Annotated in this window: 15 protein-coding genes; 5 read left to right on the top strand and 10 right to left on the bottom strand. The window is 36.6% G+C overall.

Annotated features, from left to right (window positions below; translation table 11 throughout):
- Nucleotides 1–853: 853 nt before the first annotated feature.
- The 3 genes from rluB to rnm form a co-directional block, all read right to left on the bottom strand.
- Entirely contained in the window at nt 854–1,858 is a 1,005-nt protein-coding gene (rluB, locus tag GQ593_RS10300; protein WP_160431941.1) for a 23S rRNA pseudouridine(2605) synthase RluB, read from the bottom strand.
- Between the two features lie 81 nt (nt 1,859–1,939).
- Nucleotides 1,940–2,560: an L-threonylcarbamoyladenylate synthase gene (locus GQ593_RS10305; RefSeq protein WP_160431942.1), complete on the bottom strand. Its 621-nt coding sequence runs from the start codon at nt 2,558–2,560 to the stop codon at nt 1,940–1,942.
- 108 nt (nt 2,561–2,668) lie between these two features.
- Nucleotides 2,669–3,550 (bottom strand): RNase RNM, encoded by an 882-nt coding sequence (rnm, locus tag GQ593_RS10310; RefSeq protein ID WP_160431943.1) that lies wholly within the window; start codon nt 3,548–3,550, stop codon nt 2,669–2,671.
- 19 nt (nt 3,551–3,569) lie between these two features.
- Between rnm and rraB the strand changes: the two genes are divergently transcribed.
- Entirely contained in the window at nt 3,570–3,965 is a 396-nt protein-coding gene (gene rraB / locus GQ593_RS10315; RefSeq protein WP_160431944.1) for a ribonuclease E inhibitor RraB, read from the top strand.
- A 75-nt stretch (nt 3,966–4,040) separates the two neighbouring features.
- On the opposite strand, the gene GQ593_RS10320 is transcribed toward rraB, so the two are convergent.
- The 5 genes from GQ593_RS10320 to prfA all read right to left on the bottom strand — a co-directional run bounded on the left by GQ593_RS10320 (nt 4,041) and on the right by prfA (nt 11,469).
- Nucleotides 4,041–6,719: a beta-N-acetylhexosaminidase gene (locus GQ593_RS10320; protein WP_160431945.1), complete on the bottom strand. Its 2,679-nt coding sequence runs from the start codon at nt 6,717–6,719 to the stop codon at nt 4,041–4,043.
- A gap of 9 nt (nt 6,720–6,728) precedes the next feature.
- Nucleotides 6,729–8,147: an OprD family outer membrane porin gene (locus GQ593_RS10325; RefSeq protein WP_160431946.1), complete on the bottom strand. Its 1,419-nt coding sequence runs from the start codon at nt 8,145–8,147 to the stop codon at nt 6,729–6,731.
- Nucleotides 8,148–8,675: 528 nt separating this feature from the next.
- Nucleotides 8,676–9,530, bottom strand: a complete 855-nt coding sequence (kdsA, locus tag GQ593_RS10330) for a 3-deoxy-8-phosphooctulonate synthase (RefSeq protein ID WP_160402554.1) — start codon at nt 9,528–9,530, stop codon at nt 8,676–8,678.
- A 20-nt stretch (nt 9,531–9,550) separates the two neighbouring features.
- Nucleotides 9,551–10,387, bottom strand: coding sequence for a peptide chain release factor N(5)-glutamine methyltransferase (gene prmC / locus GQ593_RS10335; protein ID WP_160431947.1), 837 nt, complete (start codon nt 10,385–10,387; stop codon nt 9,551–9,553).
- On the bottom strand, nt 10,384–11,469 hold the full coding sequence (gene prfA, locus GQ593_RS10340) for a peptide chain release factor 1 (protein ID WP_160431948.1): 1,086 nt from the start codon (nt 11,467–11,469) through the stop codon (nt 10,384–10,386). The genes prmC and prfA overlap by 4 nt, the downstream gene beginning before the upstream one ends.
- 291 nt (nt 11,470–11,760) lie before the next feature.
- Here prfA and GQ593_RS10345 point away from each other — a divergent pair, with 291 nt between their 5' ends.
- Entirely contained in the window at nt 11,761–11,994 is a 234-nt protein-coding gene (locus GQ593_RS10345; RefSeq protein ID WP_160431949.1) for a hypothetical protein, read from the top strand.
- 522 nt (nt 11,995–12,516) lie between these two features.
- On the opposite strand, the gene pssA is transcribed toward GQ593_RS10345, so the two are convergent.
- Together pssA and ydiK are read right to left on the bottom strand one after the other, a co-directional pair.
- Nucleotides 12,517–13,872 carry a CDP-diacylglycerol--serine O-phosphatidyltransferase gene (gene pssA / locus GQ593_RS10350; protein WP_160431950.1) on the bottom strand — a complete coding sequence of 452 codons (1,356 nt, stop codon included), beginning with the start codon at nt 13,870–13,872 and terminating at the stop codon, nt 12,517–12,519.
- A gap of 198 nt (nt 13,873–14,070) precedes the next feature.
- Nucleotides 14,071–15,123 carry an AI-2E family transporter YdiK gene (gene ydiK / locus GQ593_RS10355; RefSeq protein ID WP_160431951.1) on the bottom strand — a complete coding sequence of 351 codons (1,053 nt, stop codon included), beginning with the start codon at nt 15,121–15,123 and terminating at the stop codon, nt 14,071–14,073.
- A 101-nt stretch (nt 15,124–15,224) separates the two neighbouring features.
- On the opposite strand from ydiK, the gene eco reads away from it, so the two are divergent.
- The 3 genes from eco (at nt 15,225) to potG (ending at nt 18,405) form a co-directional block, all read left to right on the top strand.
- A complete protein-coding gene (gene eco / locus GQ593_RS10360; RefSeq protein WP_160431952.1) occupies nt 15,225–15,719 on the top strand; it encodes a serine protease inhibitor ecotin in 495 nt (164 codons plus the stop codon).
- A 338-nt stretch (nt 15,720–16,057) separates the two neighbouring features.
- Complete coding sequence (locus GQ593_RS10365) at nt 16,058–17,167, top strand: extracellular solute-binding protein (RefSeq protein WP_160431953.1); 1,110 nt, start codon at nt 16,058–16,060, stop codon at nt 17,165–17,167.
- Nucleotides 17,168–17,268: 101 nt separating this feature from the next.
- A complete protein-coding gene (gene potG, locus GQ593_RS10370; RefSeq protein ID WP_337189720.1) occupies nt 17,269–18,405 on the top strand; it encodes a putrescine ABC transporter ATP-binding subunit PotG in 1,137 nt (378 codons plus the stop codon).
- Nucleotides 18,406–18,508 lie beyond the last annotated feature (103 nt).

Here is an 18,508-nt window from a genome sequence, read left to right on the forward strand (position 1 = left end):
CTTATTCATATTTGTTCCTTTTTTAGTGGTGATAAGTTTACCTTACCCCTTAAAAAAGTTGTATGAATTAGTGTAGCCGATCCAACCATCCCCTCGCTCAGGCGAGGGTGAAATTGTGACTATTTTGGCTAGCAAACATGAAAATCTCCAAAATCACAGCATATCCAACCAATCTACTTCACAAAATATCACTTTATTTTTTGTAAAAACAGTCAATAAGAATTTTGATTTTATTTGGTTTTTATACAATAAAATGCTTATTCAAAAGCGCTATTTTTTATAATTTCAATGCCTGCACGCTTTGCACTAAATCAGCCAGCTGTGTAACAATTTGAATGCCTGTATTTGCTTCATCGCCACCAAGCTGAAAGCGATAGGGGTTTTAATGAAGATGTGATGTTCACTTTAGGTTATATTTTTGTAAAAAATATTCAGGATTCTATACCGTTTCGTCATTAATTGAGGATTGGTAGTGACTATGGGGTAATTCGTATGATAACCATTGTAACAATTATTCATAAACCGTTTTCCCACTAACAAGTAGGCAAGCTGAAAGCGATAGGGGCTTTAATGAAGATGTGATGTTCACTTTAGGTTATATTTTTGTAAAAAATATTCAGGATTCTATACCGTTTCGTCATTAATTGAGGATTGGTAGTGACTATGGGGTAATTCGTATGATAACCATTGTGGCAATCAAGCATTCAAAAAAACCGCTTGCCAATAAAAATTTAAGCAATTTATTAACTTTTATAATAGGGTTAAACCACATAAAGCGATTTTGGGTAAAAACGCCTTATGAGTTTTTTAGTCTTAACGTGTAAACAACTCGTCGTTTTCCTATCTATAAAGGTTATTTTCGGGTTGCTTTTTGGGTTACTTTTTGACGAGTAGTTTTAGTCTGTTGATTAAATTTTACGCGCTTAGGTCTTGCTATTCGTTTGTCAGAGGATGAACTTGTTGTAAAGCTTTTGGCTTCTGGTGGTAAACCGACTAGTTCACGTAAGTAATTGACTGAGTCAATACCCAGTTCCATCCAAGTTCCACGCGATAATCCTTTAGGTAAAGTGATATTGCCATAACGAATACGCAATAATCGGCTAACTTGCACCTCGATAGCTTCCCACATACGGCGCACTTCGCGATTACGTCCTTCGGTGATTACGACATTAAACCATTGGTTAAGCCCATCGCCACCTTGCGCTTTTATTGATTGAAATGAGGCTGGACCATCTTCTAGTTGTATTCCTTTACGAAGTTGATTAATCTGCTGATCAGTCACATTACCAAATACACGCACAGCATATTCACGCTCAATTTCGTGCCTTGGATGCATTAAGCGATTTGCAAGTTCACCATCTGTTGTAAATAATAATAAACCTGATGTATTAATATCAAGTCTACCAATATTGATCCAGCGAGCATTTTTTAACCTAGGCAAACGTTCAAAAACAGTGGCTCGACCTTGTGGATCATGACGTGAGCAAATTTCACCTTCCGGTTTGTAATAAGCAAGCACGCGACAAATTTCTTTTTCTTTGCTTCGAAGCTGAACCAAGTGCCCGTTGATACGTATTTTAGGGTTTGCATTCACATCAACGCGATCACCTAAAGTGGCAATTTTACCATCCACACTGATTTTACCGGCTATAATCATGGCTTCAATTTCGCGGCGCGATCCGTTACCTAAATTGGCTAATATTTTTTGCAGTTTTTCAGTATTATCATGTACCGAAGTTTTTCGTGTCACAGTTGGTGCACTTGACGCTTTCGTTTTTTCATAAGATTGGCTTTCTTTAGCTTTAACGCTATTTGTCTTTTTGCCTCGTTGTGGGAATGCAGATTTGCTATTTTTCATATTATCCTCGCTGTTACCTTCTCAGGTATCATTTTTACTATTCACTCTATTGCCTAAATATCGACAATAAAAAACGGTCATTTATTCAAATGGCTTAGTGTCTCCACTTCCTTGACGAATAATTTCTGGATAGCCATTTGTTAAATCAATCACGGTCGTGGGTTGCTCACCTATATAGCCTCCGTGCACAATTGCATCAAGCTGATGACCAATTTTATCTTCTATTTCGTCGGGATCGGATTGCGCTTGATCATCATTAGGTAAAATTAACGTTGCGCTCATTAATGGTTGCCCCAATAATTCAAGTAACGCTAAATCAATTTTATTATCTGGTACACGTAATCCAATGGTTTTACGTTTTTCGTTCATTAATCGACGTGGCACCTCTTTACTCGCTTGTAAAATAAACACATATTTGCCCGGTGTATTATTTTTTAATAATCGAAAAGTCGTGTTATTAACAAAAGCATAGCAAGATAGCTCTGAAAGATCACGGCACATTAAAGTAAAGTTGTGATTTTTATCTAGCTGACGAATTTGGCAGATGCGATCAACGCCATGTTTGTTATCCAGTAAGCAACCCAAGGAATACCCAGAATCAGTCGGAAAAGCGATAACGCCACCGTCATTTAATATTTTAACAACTTGATCTAATAATCGAGTTTGCGGATTATCTGGATGAATATAAAAAATTTGGCTCATAGTTTTCTTCTATATCAATTTTTTTAGTTTATTTTTCAATGTTTAGCGTAATTCCGTCAATATTTTGACCAAATGCAAATATACAGCCATTTAATCCTGATTTTATTATTATTGCCAATTATGCCAAATTGGCGTAACGCTACCTGGCAATGGCATTGTTTTGCCTAAATCCAAATAATTAACTAAATCGTGAAAATCCGAACCTTGCGATGCTAACATATCAAATTCATTGGCTAATTTAGCTAATCGATGTAAATCATCTTGCGTTTGCCTGCTTTGTGAAACCTCAATTGCATCACCACCACAGTTTTTAAATTCACTCAGTAATAATTTCAATTTAGTTAAGGTTAGATCATAACGACTTGGATGCGCAAGCACCGCTTGCCCTCCGGCCATGTGAATGGCATTAACCGCATCAGCAATGCTGCACCATGTTGCAGGCACATAAGCATACCCCCCTTTACCTAGGTATTTTTTAAATGCGCGTTTGATGTCCTTAACATAGCCATTAGCAACTAAAAATCTTGCAAAATGAGCTCGCGAAACAATGTCTCCTTTCGCAAATTGTTGTGCTTGCTGATAAGCATTTTCAATACTAACCTTTGCCAATTTTTGGCTTATTGCCAACGCTCGGTTAATTCGTCCTTGCTCTTGTGCTGATAATAGTGTCAATAATTGAGGATGCTCAATATCAATATTGAGTCCCACAATATGGATTTCGTTATTTTTCCAAGCCGTTGATATTTCAACACCATAAACTAATTTAACAGGCAAATTTTCATTAGCAATTGTTTGTTGAGCTTCAGGTAAGCCTTTAACGGTGTCATGATCGGTAATAGCCAAAATATCGATTTGGTTATCCACCGCTCTTTTGACAAGATCGCTGGGCGTTAAAACACCATCCGATGCCGTAGTATGAGAATGTAAATCAACGATCACTTTTTTCTCGAAAATTATTTTGAAACGTGTAATATACCACACAATTTGCATGACCACTAAAAGGTATATTATGAAAGATCAAATTATTCTTGCTCAGCAAGATACTAACGCTATTATTCAAGAATTGTTAGAAGATGGTAGCGATCCTCATGCGCTTTATATTATTGAACATCATGTTTCATCGCAAGATTTTGATAAACTAGAAAAAATAGCAGTAGAAGCTTATAAGTTAGGCTATGAAGCAACTGATCCCGATGAGGATGTTGACGATGCGGGCAACGTTGTTATCGGTTTTGATATCATTGCCGAAAGTCCGCTTAATGCTGAATTAATCAATGCGCAAATTGCCGAAATCATTACTCTTACCGCCCAATTTGGCGTCAATTATGACGGTTGGGGCACTTATTTTGAAGATGGAAGCGATGATGATTTCGATGATAGTGAACTTATGGACACACTTCATTAATGTGTTATTAATCTATTTTGTTATTGACTATTCTTATCCGTTAAACAACGGATAAGAATATTGGGTTAATTTAATCTATTTCAATTCTTCTATACGGCTCGTTCTTTTGTGATTTGGTGATACGCTACGAATAGAGACTGTTTCGCCTTTTCTAATGCCTACTGGTTCAGTGTAGCGATGCCAAGTTTTACCTTGATTGGTTGAATATTCAATGGTTAAACCAGGAAACACAATATTTGCTACTAATTGACCGTTTTCAATTTTAGCACCTGGAACAGGCAAACGATAATCTATACTAGCTAAATCCAATTTTTGCAGTTCACGCTGCCCAACTAAATTTGCAAAGCGAATCCAATCATTAAGTAATTGTTGTTGATCAACATAATGCGTTGTTCCCTGAGCAAATTGACGATCTTTTTGGTAGTCAATTTCCCAATCGGCCTGATGCCAAGCTCTTTCAGCGACGGCCAACAAACGTGGAAATGTCATGTATTCCATTTTTTTATCTGTCCGAATATCTTCAGTCCAAATCTGAGCAGATATGCCATAAGCGCCAGACCAATTCATTGTCCCTTTAGCCGTAAATGGATTACCATCGCGATCAACTGAGGTTTCTGCATTTTGTGGCAAATTATTGGGTGCAAAACTAAATATTTTACGTTCATCATTAAAACGGGTTGCCCAATAATAACCACTCTCTTTTGGATTGACTTCATATGGCATATCTAAATAGACGTAATCAGGATTAGAAATGATCACTTGATAACCTTTATTGGACCACTCATTTACAGAGTCAAAACCGCCCCAATATAATGTGTCCCAAAAGTTAACTGTCACTTTATCAACCGCAAAAGATTTTGCATTCTCAGCATATTTCATGCCATCTTGCCACGCTTGCATATGGTTAATGCCATGAGATTTTATTATCGAACTGACTTGTTGTGCAAAATAACTAGGTAAATGTTCAATATCTTTTACCTTTCCTTTTGACACAAAAGTTTGGCAAGCTTGAGATTTTGCCCATGGATGATCTTCTATGCTTTGATCTATCGTTCCTTTAGCATCAGTTTTATCTTTTGCTTGTAGATCTTGATAACCTGCGCCTAAACGAATATTTTTAGCCTCATCACCACCAAAATGCCAAGTGTGAAGTGGTTGGCCAGCTTCAATATGCATTTTTGCTATTTCAGCAATAATTTTATTGACAAAACGTTTAGATGAATCAAGACAAGGATTTAAATAACTTAAACGATTATAAAATTGTACTGTTGTGGTATTAGAAGTATCGGTTGGATCAACTAGTCGAAACTCATTAGCTTGTGCTTCTTTTCCATCTGCTACTAAACGTTTATAACGTGCTTCCATTGATACAATTGCGGCTCTGGCATGAGCGGGCATATCAATTTCAGGAATCACCTCGATAAAGCGTGCTTTCGCATATTTTACAATTTCTATATAATCTCGACGAGTTAAAAACCCTGATCCATTCGTATCACTTTCAGGACCCGAACCTAATTGTGGTAATAAACAATGTTGCTCAGTAAGATCGTGGCAACGTTTGCTGCCAATATCGGTTAGTTCAGGTAAGTCTGGAATTTCAATTCGCCAACCTTCATCATCACTTAAGTGGAAATGAAACTTATTGAGTTTATATTTTGCCATTTGATCTAATAAACGTAATATGGCTTGTTTTGATTTAAAATTACGACCAATATCGAGCATAATACCGCGATAAGCAAAACGGGGGGAATCAAACACATTTAGTGTTGGAATTGTTTTAAGTTCGTTTACGGGAATCAATGATAAAATGGATTGTACAGCATAAAAAATACCGCTTTCGTCGTAAGCTGTTATTAAAGCCTCATCTTTTTTAATATCTAATTGATATCCCCCTGATTGTCCTTGTTTGAATTGTTCAGGAGCAATTGCCGCTTTTATTTTATAACCATTTTGAGTAACGGGAATATTTAATGCATTAAACGCCGTGTTTAAAATTGTTAAGCTTTCTTGATTTAAGTCATTAAGTATTAGATTCACCCCTTGCTGACCAATTGTTATATCTTCGTTTCTTAATATCATTTTTGCAGGTGTTGGCAAAATTTGCCCGCGGAGTGATTCAGCCGATAATTTCTTAATATCCGAATTATATTGGAAACGAGTATTAGGTGTCATTAGTGTATTGTGATCATCGGTTGTCCTTTTCCAGTTTTGTTGAATTGGTGCAACAAAAGCCGATAAATTGTCAGTCCCCGTGTTAGTATTAGCAATGATCTTTGGTTTAGCATTACTTGATGTGATATACCAACGAGGCATTAAATCACTTTCACTTACCATCCAATATTCACCAATAACCGGAATATTTACTGTGGCATTAGCTGGAATCGAGGTGAATTTTTCTGTTGGCTCGATTTTATGAAGATCGCCAGTAATGTGGGTTATTTTGAACTGTTCATTATTTACCGCTAAAATCATCCGGATATTATTAAAATAAATAGCCCAATCCTTATCCTTGATTGCTGAACCATTATTCTTTAACGAAATCTGCACCTTGTTACAAGCAGCCCAATCAGCACCTAAAGCTGAACAATTTACACCATGTTCCCCAGCTTGATTGTCTATTACCTCATATTTAACATTGAGTTGTGAACTCATTGAGTCAACAATTTGTTGCGAAGCAAAAACAGATTGGGTTGCTCCCATACTTAACAAAGAAGCAATTGAAGTGGCTAATATTGCGGTTTTTATCTTTTTCATCATTTTTACCTATTTTGGTTGAGCGCTAAACACAGTGAATGGAATTGTGACAATGAATTTGATATCTCGCTCATCTTGAAAGATATTGCCATATCCACCGCCCCAGCTTGGTATACTATTTGAGTGATTGTTATATTTGGTGTAGTGCAATTGGAAAGTCGTATCTTTTGCCCAACTTTCTTGCACGGTATACCCTAAATCAAAGTTATATGCTGATTCAATCAAACGTTGTTTTTGATTGAATTGTCGATTAGTGCTTGGTTTTGCGTTCCAACCATAAGCATAAGAAGCCCCTGTTTTCCAACCTGCTAAAGAGTAAGATAGCTTACTTAAATCATAAGTTATTTCAGCAAATAGGGCTTTTTCACCATTGGCATTAAAGTCGGAACGTGAATTCCACCATACATCTAAACGGCCATTTGATGAAGCATAATCAGGTGTCATACGTTGTAAAAAGAATCCTTGCTCACCTTCAGCTTTAACACAAACCCCTTCAAGTCGCAGACCAACAGGACCAACTTGATAACCTAATGTCGCCGCTTGTAGCCATGCTAAACCATCATAAACATCTTTGCCTTTATGAGACTGATCTTTAGCACCATAAAATTGATAACTCATGGTTAGAGGGCTATCAAACACGTCCATTTTATAAGACACTTTACCAAAAAATTGGTTCATATAATTGTGCGCTTGGCCAAATGCACTTTCTAGTACTAAATTATTTTTGAAGTCATACTTCAAGCCAGCAGAATGTAAATAATCAATTTTTTTACCCGCGCCCCATTGTTTGAATTCATAGAGCCTTTTATACCATGGTGCTTTATATTTATCTGTCCACATGTAAGACATCGATAATACACCGGCTGTATCAAAATCAAGTGTGGAACCCAATTCAAATCCACGATAAGTGCCCGGTAATAAGCTCCAGTGTGGTGCCAGTAACGTTTGTCCCGAAGGTTGAATATAACCTGCTTTCAGCCACAATAACTCATCGATTTTAAAATTCGCTTGTGCTTTATAAAAGCTAAGCCCACTGACGTCTTTCTTCCAATTTTCATCCCAACGAGTGTTTGCACCACTAAATCCAATTTCATTTGGATGACCATTGCCACCATTACTCACTTCCCAAGCGCCATAACCGCCTAGCTCGATAGCAAATCTATTGGCAATATACCCAGAGCGGAAGTCCAAATTACTATTAAAGGTTGATTGCCTAATATTGCTTTTATATTTATCAGTTTCGATATCTTTACGATCACGATCGCGATTCCAAAAAAAGACATTACCAGTTAATGAAGAATCTTCAATAAAGTCATTTACACCCGATGCATAAACAGGGATTGCACTGGTTAAAATAGATAAGGACAAAATCAGTTTAGTTAAAGGATTAAATGGTCGAGGTATTATTTGTGCATTACAGATATTCATCTTTATTTTCCTAAAATTATTCTGTTTAATTAATAATAAAATTCATCAAGCTCTAACTTACATGGGCAAGCAGAACAACAGATTAATATTTTCTTAGAATTCGAAAGACACATTATTTTCATTAGCGTATACAAATCAGTGTAGCCTAATAAGAACGTTATCAATGGTGATATTGACTTGAAATACGCAGTTTTATAATGCATAAACATATTTTATCTAGCAAATTAAACAATCTAAAATCGTGATCTAAATCACCAAAATAGCCATTATTTATACGATTTTTTAGATAAAAATCACAACTTTTTTTATTATGAAAAATAAAAAAATCAGATTTTGAGTTTAAAATACGAATGAAAATTGATATTAACTTATAAAAACAAAAATGGATGTAAATCGGATAAATAAGACGAAGAAAGCAATAAGGTAAAAAAAAGAGGAATCACTCGATTCCTCTTTTTATTGACATGAAAAAGAATGTATTATTTACAATCAATAGTCTATTCTTTCAAATTAAAAAATATGTTACTTTTAATTTTCTGTATCAATTTCATCAAAGCTTTTTACTAGCTCATCAATCGCTTTCATCTGTTTTAAGAAAGGCTCTAGTTTATTAAGTGGTAACGCGGATGGGCCATCACATTTTGCATGGCTTGGATCGGGGTGTGATTCTAAGAATAGTCCAGCAATACCAACAGCCATACCAGAACGAGCCAGTTCAGTCACTTGACCACGACGCCCGCCAGATGCAGCTCCCATTGGATCACGACACTGCAAGGCATGAGTAACATCAAAAATAACTGGTGAGCCTTTGCTGGCTTTTTTCATAATGTTAAAACCAAGCATATCCACCACTAAGTTGTCATAACCAAAACAACTACCGCGATCACAAAGAATCACTTGGTTATTGCCCGCTTCTTCAAATTTCTCAACAATGTTACCCATTTGTCCAGGACTGACAAATTGCGGTTTTTTGACATTAATAACTGCGCCTGTTTTCGCCATTGCAACAACTAGATCCGTTTGCCTTGCTAAAAAAGCCGGTAATTGAATCACATCAACCACATCAGCAACGGGTTGGCATTGCGCTTCGGTATGGACATCGGTAATAATTTTAATGCCAAACTGTTGTTTAAGCTCTTGGAATATTTTAAGCCCTTCTTCTAAGCCTGGTCCACGATAAGAATGGATTGATGAGCGATTCGCTTTATCAAAAGACGCTTTAAAAATATAAGGAATATTCAGCTTATCAGTGACAGTGACATAATGCTCACAGATTTTCATTGCTAAATCGCGAGATTCAAGCACATTCATACCACCAAATAGTACAAAGGGTAGATCATTGGCGACAGTAATATCACCAACATTTACTTTTTTTTGCTGCATCATAAATAAAATTTTCCTAGTTAAGGTTTGAACCAGCGACCCAGTGTAACTCGATCATTACCACTATAGTCGGTGAAAGTTTCAACTAATTGAAATCCGTGTTGTTTAAAAATGGTTTGCACAGCTTCACCTTGTTTCCAACCATGTTCTATCAGTAACCAACCATATTGGTTTAAATGCTTAGTTGCACCTTTTACAATTAGTTTAATATCAGCTAAACCGTCATCTTCAGAAACGAGGGCGCTTCTTGGTTCATAACGCACATCACCTTGTGATAAGTGAATATCGGTTGGTTCAATGTAAGGAGGATTACTGACAATCATTGAAAACTTGCGGTTTTTGATTGGTTTATACCAATCTCCGTGTAAAAAATAAACATTATTTACCCCAATTTGTGTTGCATTTTGTTGAGCTAAGATTAGCGCATCTTTATTTTTTTCAATTGCGGTAAATAAACAGTCTTGACGCTCAGTTGCCATAGCGATAACTATCGCACCCGTACCCGTACCAAGATCCAACACTTCGCATGGCACTTTAGGTAGATACTCTAAACCTAATTCGACTAATTTTTCGGTATCAGGTCTCGGTATTAATGTAGCGTTAGAAACATTAAACTTCAAAGACCAAAACTCTTTTTCGCCAGTAATATAAGCGATAGGTTCGCCGTTTTGCCGGCGTTTTAAACATTCAGATAAAGCAATTAGCTCATCATCAGTAAGCAATGTTTCGCTAAATGCCATTAAAAAGGTTCGCGTTTTTTGCGTAACAAAACTCAGCAAAATTTCAGCATCACGTTTTGGGCTTTCACTATCAGTTAACGTTTGAGATGCGCACTTAAGCCATTGTAAATAAGTCATTCATCTTGTTCCGATAAAGCGGCCAGTTGATCTGCTTGATATTCTTGTACAATTGGGTCGATTAGCATCTCTAATTTTCCTGCCATTACTTCGTCTAAACGATAAAGTGTTAGGTTAATTCGATGATCAGTAACTCGACCTTGTGGATAGTTATAGGTTCTAATTCTATCTGAACGATCACCCGATCCTAATAAATTACGTCTTGTAGAGGCTTCTTCTTGTTGACGCTTGCGTAGTTCCGCATCTTGAATACGTGCTGCCAATACCGACATCGCTTTGGCTCTATTTTTATGTTGTGAGCGCTCATCTTGACACTCAACCACAATACCAGTCGGTAGATGGGTAATACGAATGGCCGAATCGGTAGTATTAACATGCTGACCACCGGCACCAGATGAACGATAAGTATCAATTTTTAAATCAGCAGGATTAATTTCGGGCATTTCAGCCTCAGGCACTTCGGGTAAAACAGCAACAGTACAAGCTGAAGTATGAATACGACCTTGCGATTCTGTTTCTGGCACACGTTGAACACGATGCCCACCCGATTCAAACTTCAAATGACCATAAACACCATCACCACTGACTAACATAATCACTTCTTTATAGCCACCATGCTCACCATCACTTGCACTCATTATTTCAACGCGCCAATTGCGTGATTCTGCATAACGTGTATACATTCGGGCTAAGTCACCAGCAAATATAGCTGCTTCATCGCCACCCGTTCCCGCTCTCACTTCGACAAAACAGTTATATTCGTCATTAGGATCTTTAGGAAGTAATAGCACTTGTAATTGCTTTTCTTGCTCTTCAATTCGACTTAATGCTTCGTTTAATTCCTCTTGCGCCATTTCGCTCATTTCAGGATCAGATAGCATCATTTTAGCTGTCTCAATATCCTCTTGTGTTTGCTTCCAATCAGAAAAACACTTAACCACTCCAGTTAACTGTGAATATTCTTTAGACAGTGTGCGAAAACGATTTTGATCGGCAATAACCGAAGCATCAGACAACAATGCTTGAACTTCTTCATAACGCTCTTGTAGCGTTTCTAACTTACTGATAATTGAAGATTTCATAAAAATATATTTTAAATGATAGAAATTAATTAAATTTGTGGGGCATTATATACTTAATCGGCTTTAAAATACAGTTTGGACTAGTTATCAGGCTTATATCGTATAAACAATATATAGCAAAGAGATTGAGGTTATATGCAAATACCCGGTATATCCGAAATTCAATATTAGTCTTCTTGAGTTTTGTGATTGTGGTTTTGGTTAAAAAAACTTATTCTGTACCAATCTTCTGTTGTTTATCAATTACGTTAACTAAATTCTATTACAAGCTAAATTTTAAAATCTGAAAAAATGATAATTGAAATTGAAAGTTTTTATGGTAATACATTAATTTCAGGAAAAATAACATCAATAGAGCAGTTAAAATCACGTATGATGACTGTTCTTAATATGGTTGATACCCAAAATTTCACTCACACTTTTTGCCTTAGTTATGGTTGTCAAATTTATCCATATGATAAAAATATTGCGGTGGACTATGTGATTGATTTAGATATTTATCATGTTTATCAACCTTATTGTTAATCGCTACAGATTATTTTATTTTCAGAAAGTATTCAAACACGACATATAATGACATTCATCTAGATTCAAAAGACTAAAAGAACCCGATAAGTAATAAAGAATAATATAATGGCTCATTTGTACATTTTATATTATTCAAGAAATACTAATCAAAAAAGTACAAAGGCTAAATTCAATAAAATGAATACTTGTGTAATTTATCAAACAAGAAATTCAGTTCTAACATGTTAACTCGGATTGCTTATATCCAAAAAAACATCTTGTAAATAATTGATTTTTTACAAGTATTAGAATGAAAATCTCAGTAAAATCAATGCTCTACTTGAACAATTTTTATAAGAAAAAACATGTCACTTGTTATACCGCCCAAAGATTAATTCAAGCATTAATCTTTCGTCGCAATGAGCTGATAACTCCGAGAGGTTAGCACGCCAAACAGCAATTTGGCGTGCTATCTTTATTAGGAAAGCTTTTTCTTAAAAGGTTTTAAGGCTTTTGAGCAAAAGCCTTAGCAAAAAAACTTTATAGCAACCGCTTAATAATTCTATCTATTTTTATTCGACTAAGCCGTTTTATTAATTTATGGACTTGGCTAGGATAAAATTGGCTCGCTTGGATTTGTTGAAAGTGCGTAACCAACGTGGTTTTTTGACGAATAGTGCTAAGTTCTTGATTGAATTTATCTTTTAATTCTTGTTTTGGATCGTGCACTAATATGCCGTTTTCAAGGTCAAGTCGCCATGCTCGTGGGTTTAGGTTATTGCCAGTTATAAGCACCCATTTATTATCTACCCAGACACCTTTTAAGTGATAGGTTTGGTTTTCATCTTTCCATAGGCGTATGATGAGTTGTTCCTTATCAATAAAAGGTTGCAGGCGCTCAATAAAGTTTCTTAAGTTGATTTCGTATAAGTACGGTAATCCACCCGATATGTTAAAAGGTTTATCTGGCGGAATATAGAAGTCGTTGGCTTCTTTGTCACCAATAATCAGTTCGACTTGGCGGCCTTTACGTAGCAGACGAATAATGTCGCGTACTAAAATGCTTGGCAAATTAAAGTAAGGCGTACAAAAGGTGATTTTTTGTTCGGTTACATTAATGAGGTGATGGATAATTTTATTTAATGCGTTATTACGTCCAAGCCCCATAATTGGCGCAACTGATAAGGTTTGGTTATCAGCATTGGCATTGTATTGATAGCTAGCATCCATTAAATGCTGACGTAGGGTTTTAATTTCTGATTTGATTTGTTTGCGGGTTTTGTGCGTACCTGTATTAAGCAGTTGCAGCGCTTGATGTGGCAAAAAGTGGTCGTGAATAAACTGCACCATGCTGTTTGCTAATAATGGATTAGTAATAAAGTGGTAACGGTCATAACGGTATTTTTCACGTTTGTGTAAGTAGACATTGTTAATGCTAGCACCGCTGTAAATGACCGTGTCGTCAATGATAAATCCTTTTAGATGCAGTACACCAAGTATTTCGCGTCGATTAACTGGTACGCCATAAATGGGAATGTCGATCTCAGGGTGTTGCTGTTTTAGTTGGTAATAATAATTAGCGTTGGTATGGGCTTTGTCTTCGCCAATTCGCCCTCGTTGTGCACGGTGCCAGTCAACAAATATTTTGATATCTAAATTGGGGCGCTGTTGTTTTATTTGATACAGTTCGTTGAGAATTTCTTGGCCTGCTTCATCTTGCTCTAGATAAAGCGCGACAATATAAATACGGTGCTGAGCTTTTTTTATACTTTCGATTAACGCAAGTCGGTACGCTTTCGGATTAGCACATATGTGGTATTGTCTAGCATCTTGTTGAATTTTGGCTAATTCATCAAGGTGCTTTTGGTGATTGTATTTTATAAATGGTATTCGCATGATTTATTTATCATTATAACTGGCTAGCTACGTGACGATTTTGTTTATCTATGTAACCCGAATAAGGCCAGTAAAATAATACTCCTTTTAAATTATGTGCATTTTGGCTAAGTTGCTGTCGATTAAGTGGCTTTTTATTAGGCCTTTAGCAACGTGTTTATGCTCTTAATGCTTTATTACTGGGTGATGATAAATGGTTTAAGATTGTTCATCAACCCATGTTTGAATTATTTTGTATGTTAATGCTAGTACTACAGGTCCAATAAATAGTCCCATTATGCCAAAGCCAAGTAGCCCCCCAATTACCCCAAATAATATGAGTAAAAACGGTAAATTGGCGCCTTTTTTTATTAAGTAAGCTCGCATTACACTATCTAAAGTGGTTAAGATAATTGCTATAACAATTAATACGATGCCCGCAATGGTGTTGCCCGCCCAAAATTGCCAAAGGATGCACCCAAGCATAACAATTACAGGACCAATTTGTGCCACACAGCAAATAAATAAGATTAGCGTGAGTACGCCCGATAACGGCATGTTGGTTAATATAAAACTTAACCCGCCAATTAAGGCTAAAGTGATGGCGGTAACCACAACGCCAAGAGCCACTGCACGTATGGATTGCCCTGCTAAGGTGACGGTGGTTTCACCATATTGTTTTGACAGCCGATTAGCTAACAAATAGACGTATTTGGTGATGCTTTCACCTTTTAAAAAAAGTAATAGGCTAAAAATAATCATCACACCAGCATGAAAGATGAATATGCCAATATTGGTGACTTGTTCAAGTAACCAGCCTATCATGGTGCCAACATAAGGCTGTATAGCTGTCACTAAATCGGTACCATCAGTTTGAATCAGGTTTAACCATTTTTGGTGTAGCTCGGAACCAAAGGCCGGTATGCTTTCAAGCCAGTCAAAGGTGGGTAGTTTTTGATGGGATAATGTTTTGCCCCATTCAATAAGATGGTGACCATTTTGTGCTACCGAGCTAATAATTAATATAAAAGGTATAACACAAACAAACGCTAATATTAGCGCCATTACTAACAGTGATAACCAGCGTTTGTTAAATAGTTTTTGCTGAATTTTTATCATTAATGGCCAAGTGGCGATGACCACCATCACCGCCCAGAAGAATCCGAATAAGAAAACTTCAATAACACGATAGGTAATAATGATTAGCAACCCAATGATTAATAGGTTTAAAATCAGCTTGAGTAGATCGGTAGTGTTTTTTTCTGCTGGCATTTTTGTACCATATTTATTAACCTAGATTGCGCTATTATACGCATTATCATGCAAAATTAATATGATGGTGTTTATGATTAATTATTTAATGGAGATTTAAAATGAAAAAATTACTGTTATTAACATTATTAGGTGTGGCGTTAACCGCGTGTGCAAATTCCCCGAAAGTGAAGCCTGTTGCGCAAAATGCCAATGATACTGCGCCATTCCCCGCAGCTCAAGTTGGCTTTACGCGTTATGCTATCCATTTGCCTGCTATTACTAATGAGAACAATACAAAAGTTGAAGTGATCATTGGTAAAGAGATGAATGTTGATTGTAATTTCCATAATTTAGGCGGCGTAGTTAAGCAAGAAGAGCTTAAAGGTTGGGGTTATTCTTATTACGTTGTTGAAAAGACAGTTGGTAATATTTCAACCTTAATGGCTTGCCCTGAAGGTACTAATAAAAACCAATTTGTGACAATTAACCATAATTTAGGTTTATTTAATTATAACAGCAGTGTACCGTTAGTTTTTTATGTGCCTAACGATTTACAAGTTAAATACCGTGTTTGGCAACCTAATGCTAAAACCATGCAAGCTACCGCCGAATAATTCCGTTAATTATTGTTAATTGGCTATTACTCACTCCTTGAGTGGTTAAAATGTAACCACTCAATACCTAAACTTCCAATATTTGATTTTTTATGTGGACATCTTGAAAAAAAAAGGTATTTTATCCCTCGTAATGCAAGGTTAGCTCTACTCGTTCATTTATTTTATTAATGACTTGTGATTGCCTGATTACCTCGGTTTCGCTCGGCGATTGTGATATTGGTTATTTATATCTTTGTTAACATCGTCGATAGCAAAATTTGGGGGTCCGTTGTGTCTTTGCAATGGGCTTGTGTCTGACATGTAATATCCCTACAACTAGAGGAGAAGTGGTGAGCATGTTTACTCAACGTAAAACAATTCTTTCAATCGTGGCTGGTGTTTCACTAGCGTTATCTCAATCTGTTATTGCTAAAGATCGCGTCGTGCATTTTTACAATTGGGCTGGGCAAATTGGTTCTAACACTATTTCGGATTTTGAAAAGGCGACTGGCATCAAGCTTGTTTATGATGTGTACGATTCAAACGAAATCCTTGAAGGTAAATTGATGGCGGGCCATTCTGGTTTTGATGTGGTTTCTCCTTCTGATAGCTTTTTAGCTAAACAAATTAAATCAGGTGTTTATTTACCATTAGATAAAAGCAAGTTACCAAATTGGAAAAATCTTGATCCAAATTTAATGAAGTTAATGGCAACTCATGATCCCGACAATAAATATGCTATCCCTTATGTGTGGATGACAACAGGTATCGGTTATAACATTGATAAAGTTAAAGAACGTTTGGGCGAAGACGCGCCAGTCGATAGTTGGGATTTAGTCTTTAAACCTGAAAATATGGAAAAACTCAAAGATTGTGGTGTGGCATTTTTAGATGCGCCAACCGAAATTTTTGCCAGTGCACTTCGATATTTAGGTAAAGATCCGAACAGTACTGACGCTAAAGATTATACTGGTGTTGCTTATGAGTTGTTAGAAAAGGTAAGACCAAATATTCGTTACTTCCATTCTTCACAATATATTACCGATTTAGCAAATGGCGATATTTGTGTCATTTTAGGTTGGTCTGGCGATATTTTACAATCACGAGATAGGGCAAACGAAGCGAAAAATGGTGTGCATATTGGTTATCAAATTCCAAAAGAAGGCGCATTAGTCTTTTTTGATACCTTTGCGATTCCAAAAGATTCAGACAACCCTGACGAAGCTCATGAGTTTTTAAATTTTGTGATGAAACCTGAAATTGCCGCACAAGTCACTAACGATGTGAACTTTGCTAGCGCTAATAAAGAAGCAAATGACAAATTTGTAAAACCAGAAGTGAAAAACGATCCAGCGGTTTATCCAAAACCAGAAGTGATGGAAAAACTATTCACTTTGCAAGTTAAAGACCCTAAACTTGAACGTGTAATTACCCGTACATGGACAAAACTCAAAACGGGTAAATAATCGATATTTTGTATATCGCGTTAAAATGATAATTCTAGACGGATGGGCTATTGAGTCTTTCCGTCTCGTTTTTTTTGGCTTGTTGTTATGAGGAAAATAGAGTGAACAATAAAACAACAAATCAGGTACAGCCTAAAAAAAAGATGATAACTCCACTATTGGAGATTAAAAACTTAACCAAAGTTTTTAATGATGATTATTATGCCGTTGATGATGTCAATTTGACTATCTATACTGGTGAAATTTTTGCCTTATTAGGGGCATCGGGTAGTGGTAAATCTACGTTATTACGAATGCTCGCGGGTTTTGAACAGCCTACATCGGGGCAAATCATTCTTGATGGCAAAGATTTATCGCAAGTCCCACCTTATGATCGTCCCATTAATATGATGTTTCAATCGTATGCTCTGTTTCCTCACATGTCGGTTGAGCAAAATATAGCCTTTGGTTTGAAGCAAGATAAATTAAATCATAACGAAATTAAACAACGCGTTGAAGAAATGCTAGCCCTTGTGCATATGGAACAATTTGGCAAACGTAAACCGCACCAGCTATCAGGTGGTCAGCGCCAACGTGTGGCTTTAGCCAGAAGTTTAGCCAAACGTCCAAAATTATTGTTACTTGATGAGCCTATGGGGGCGCTTGATAAACAACTTCGTGATCGAATGCAACTTGAAGTGGTGAGCATTTTAGAAAAAGTGGGCGCAACGTGTGTGATGGTGACTCATGATCAAGAAGAGGCCATGACCATGGCGGGGCGCATTGCGATTATGAATAAAGGTCAATTTGTACAAATTGGTGAGCCTGAAGAAATTTATGAACATCCAAATAGTCGTTATAGTGCCGAATTTATTGGTTCGGTAAACGTCTTTGACGGTATTTTGCAAGAGACACAAGAAGATGGTTTGATCATTAACTGCCCTATGATTAAGCGCCCTTTAAAAGTTGATTATGATTCACCTGCAGTTGAAGGTGTACCGACTCAAGTCGCGCTGCGTCCAGAAAAAATTAAATTATGTGACGAAATCCCAGAAGATGCTTACAACGTCGCGACAGGTGAAGTTGTCGAGATCGCTTATCTTGGGGATCTGTCGATTTATCACGTTAAACTACCAAGTGGGCAAATTATTATTGCGCAGCTTCAAAACGAGCATCGCTATCGCAAAGGCATGCCAACTTGGGGTGACATAGTTAACTTAAGTTGGGAAGTAGATAGTTGTGTTGTGCTTACTGAATAAACAAAAGAGGATATCATAATGCGATCCATTGTATTAGGATTGTTGTTAAATGCATTTGTGTTGCTCAATGTTTATTTGCGTTTTGCAACAACAGGGGCGTTTG

Source organism: Gilliamella sp. Pas-s25 (assembly GCF_009795885.1).
Classification (GTDB): domain Bacteria; phylum Pseudomonadota; class Gammaproteobacteria; order Enterobacterales; family Orbaceae; genus Gilliamella.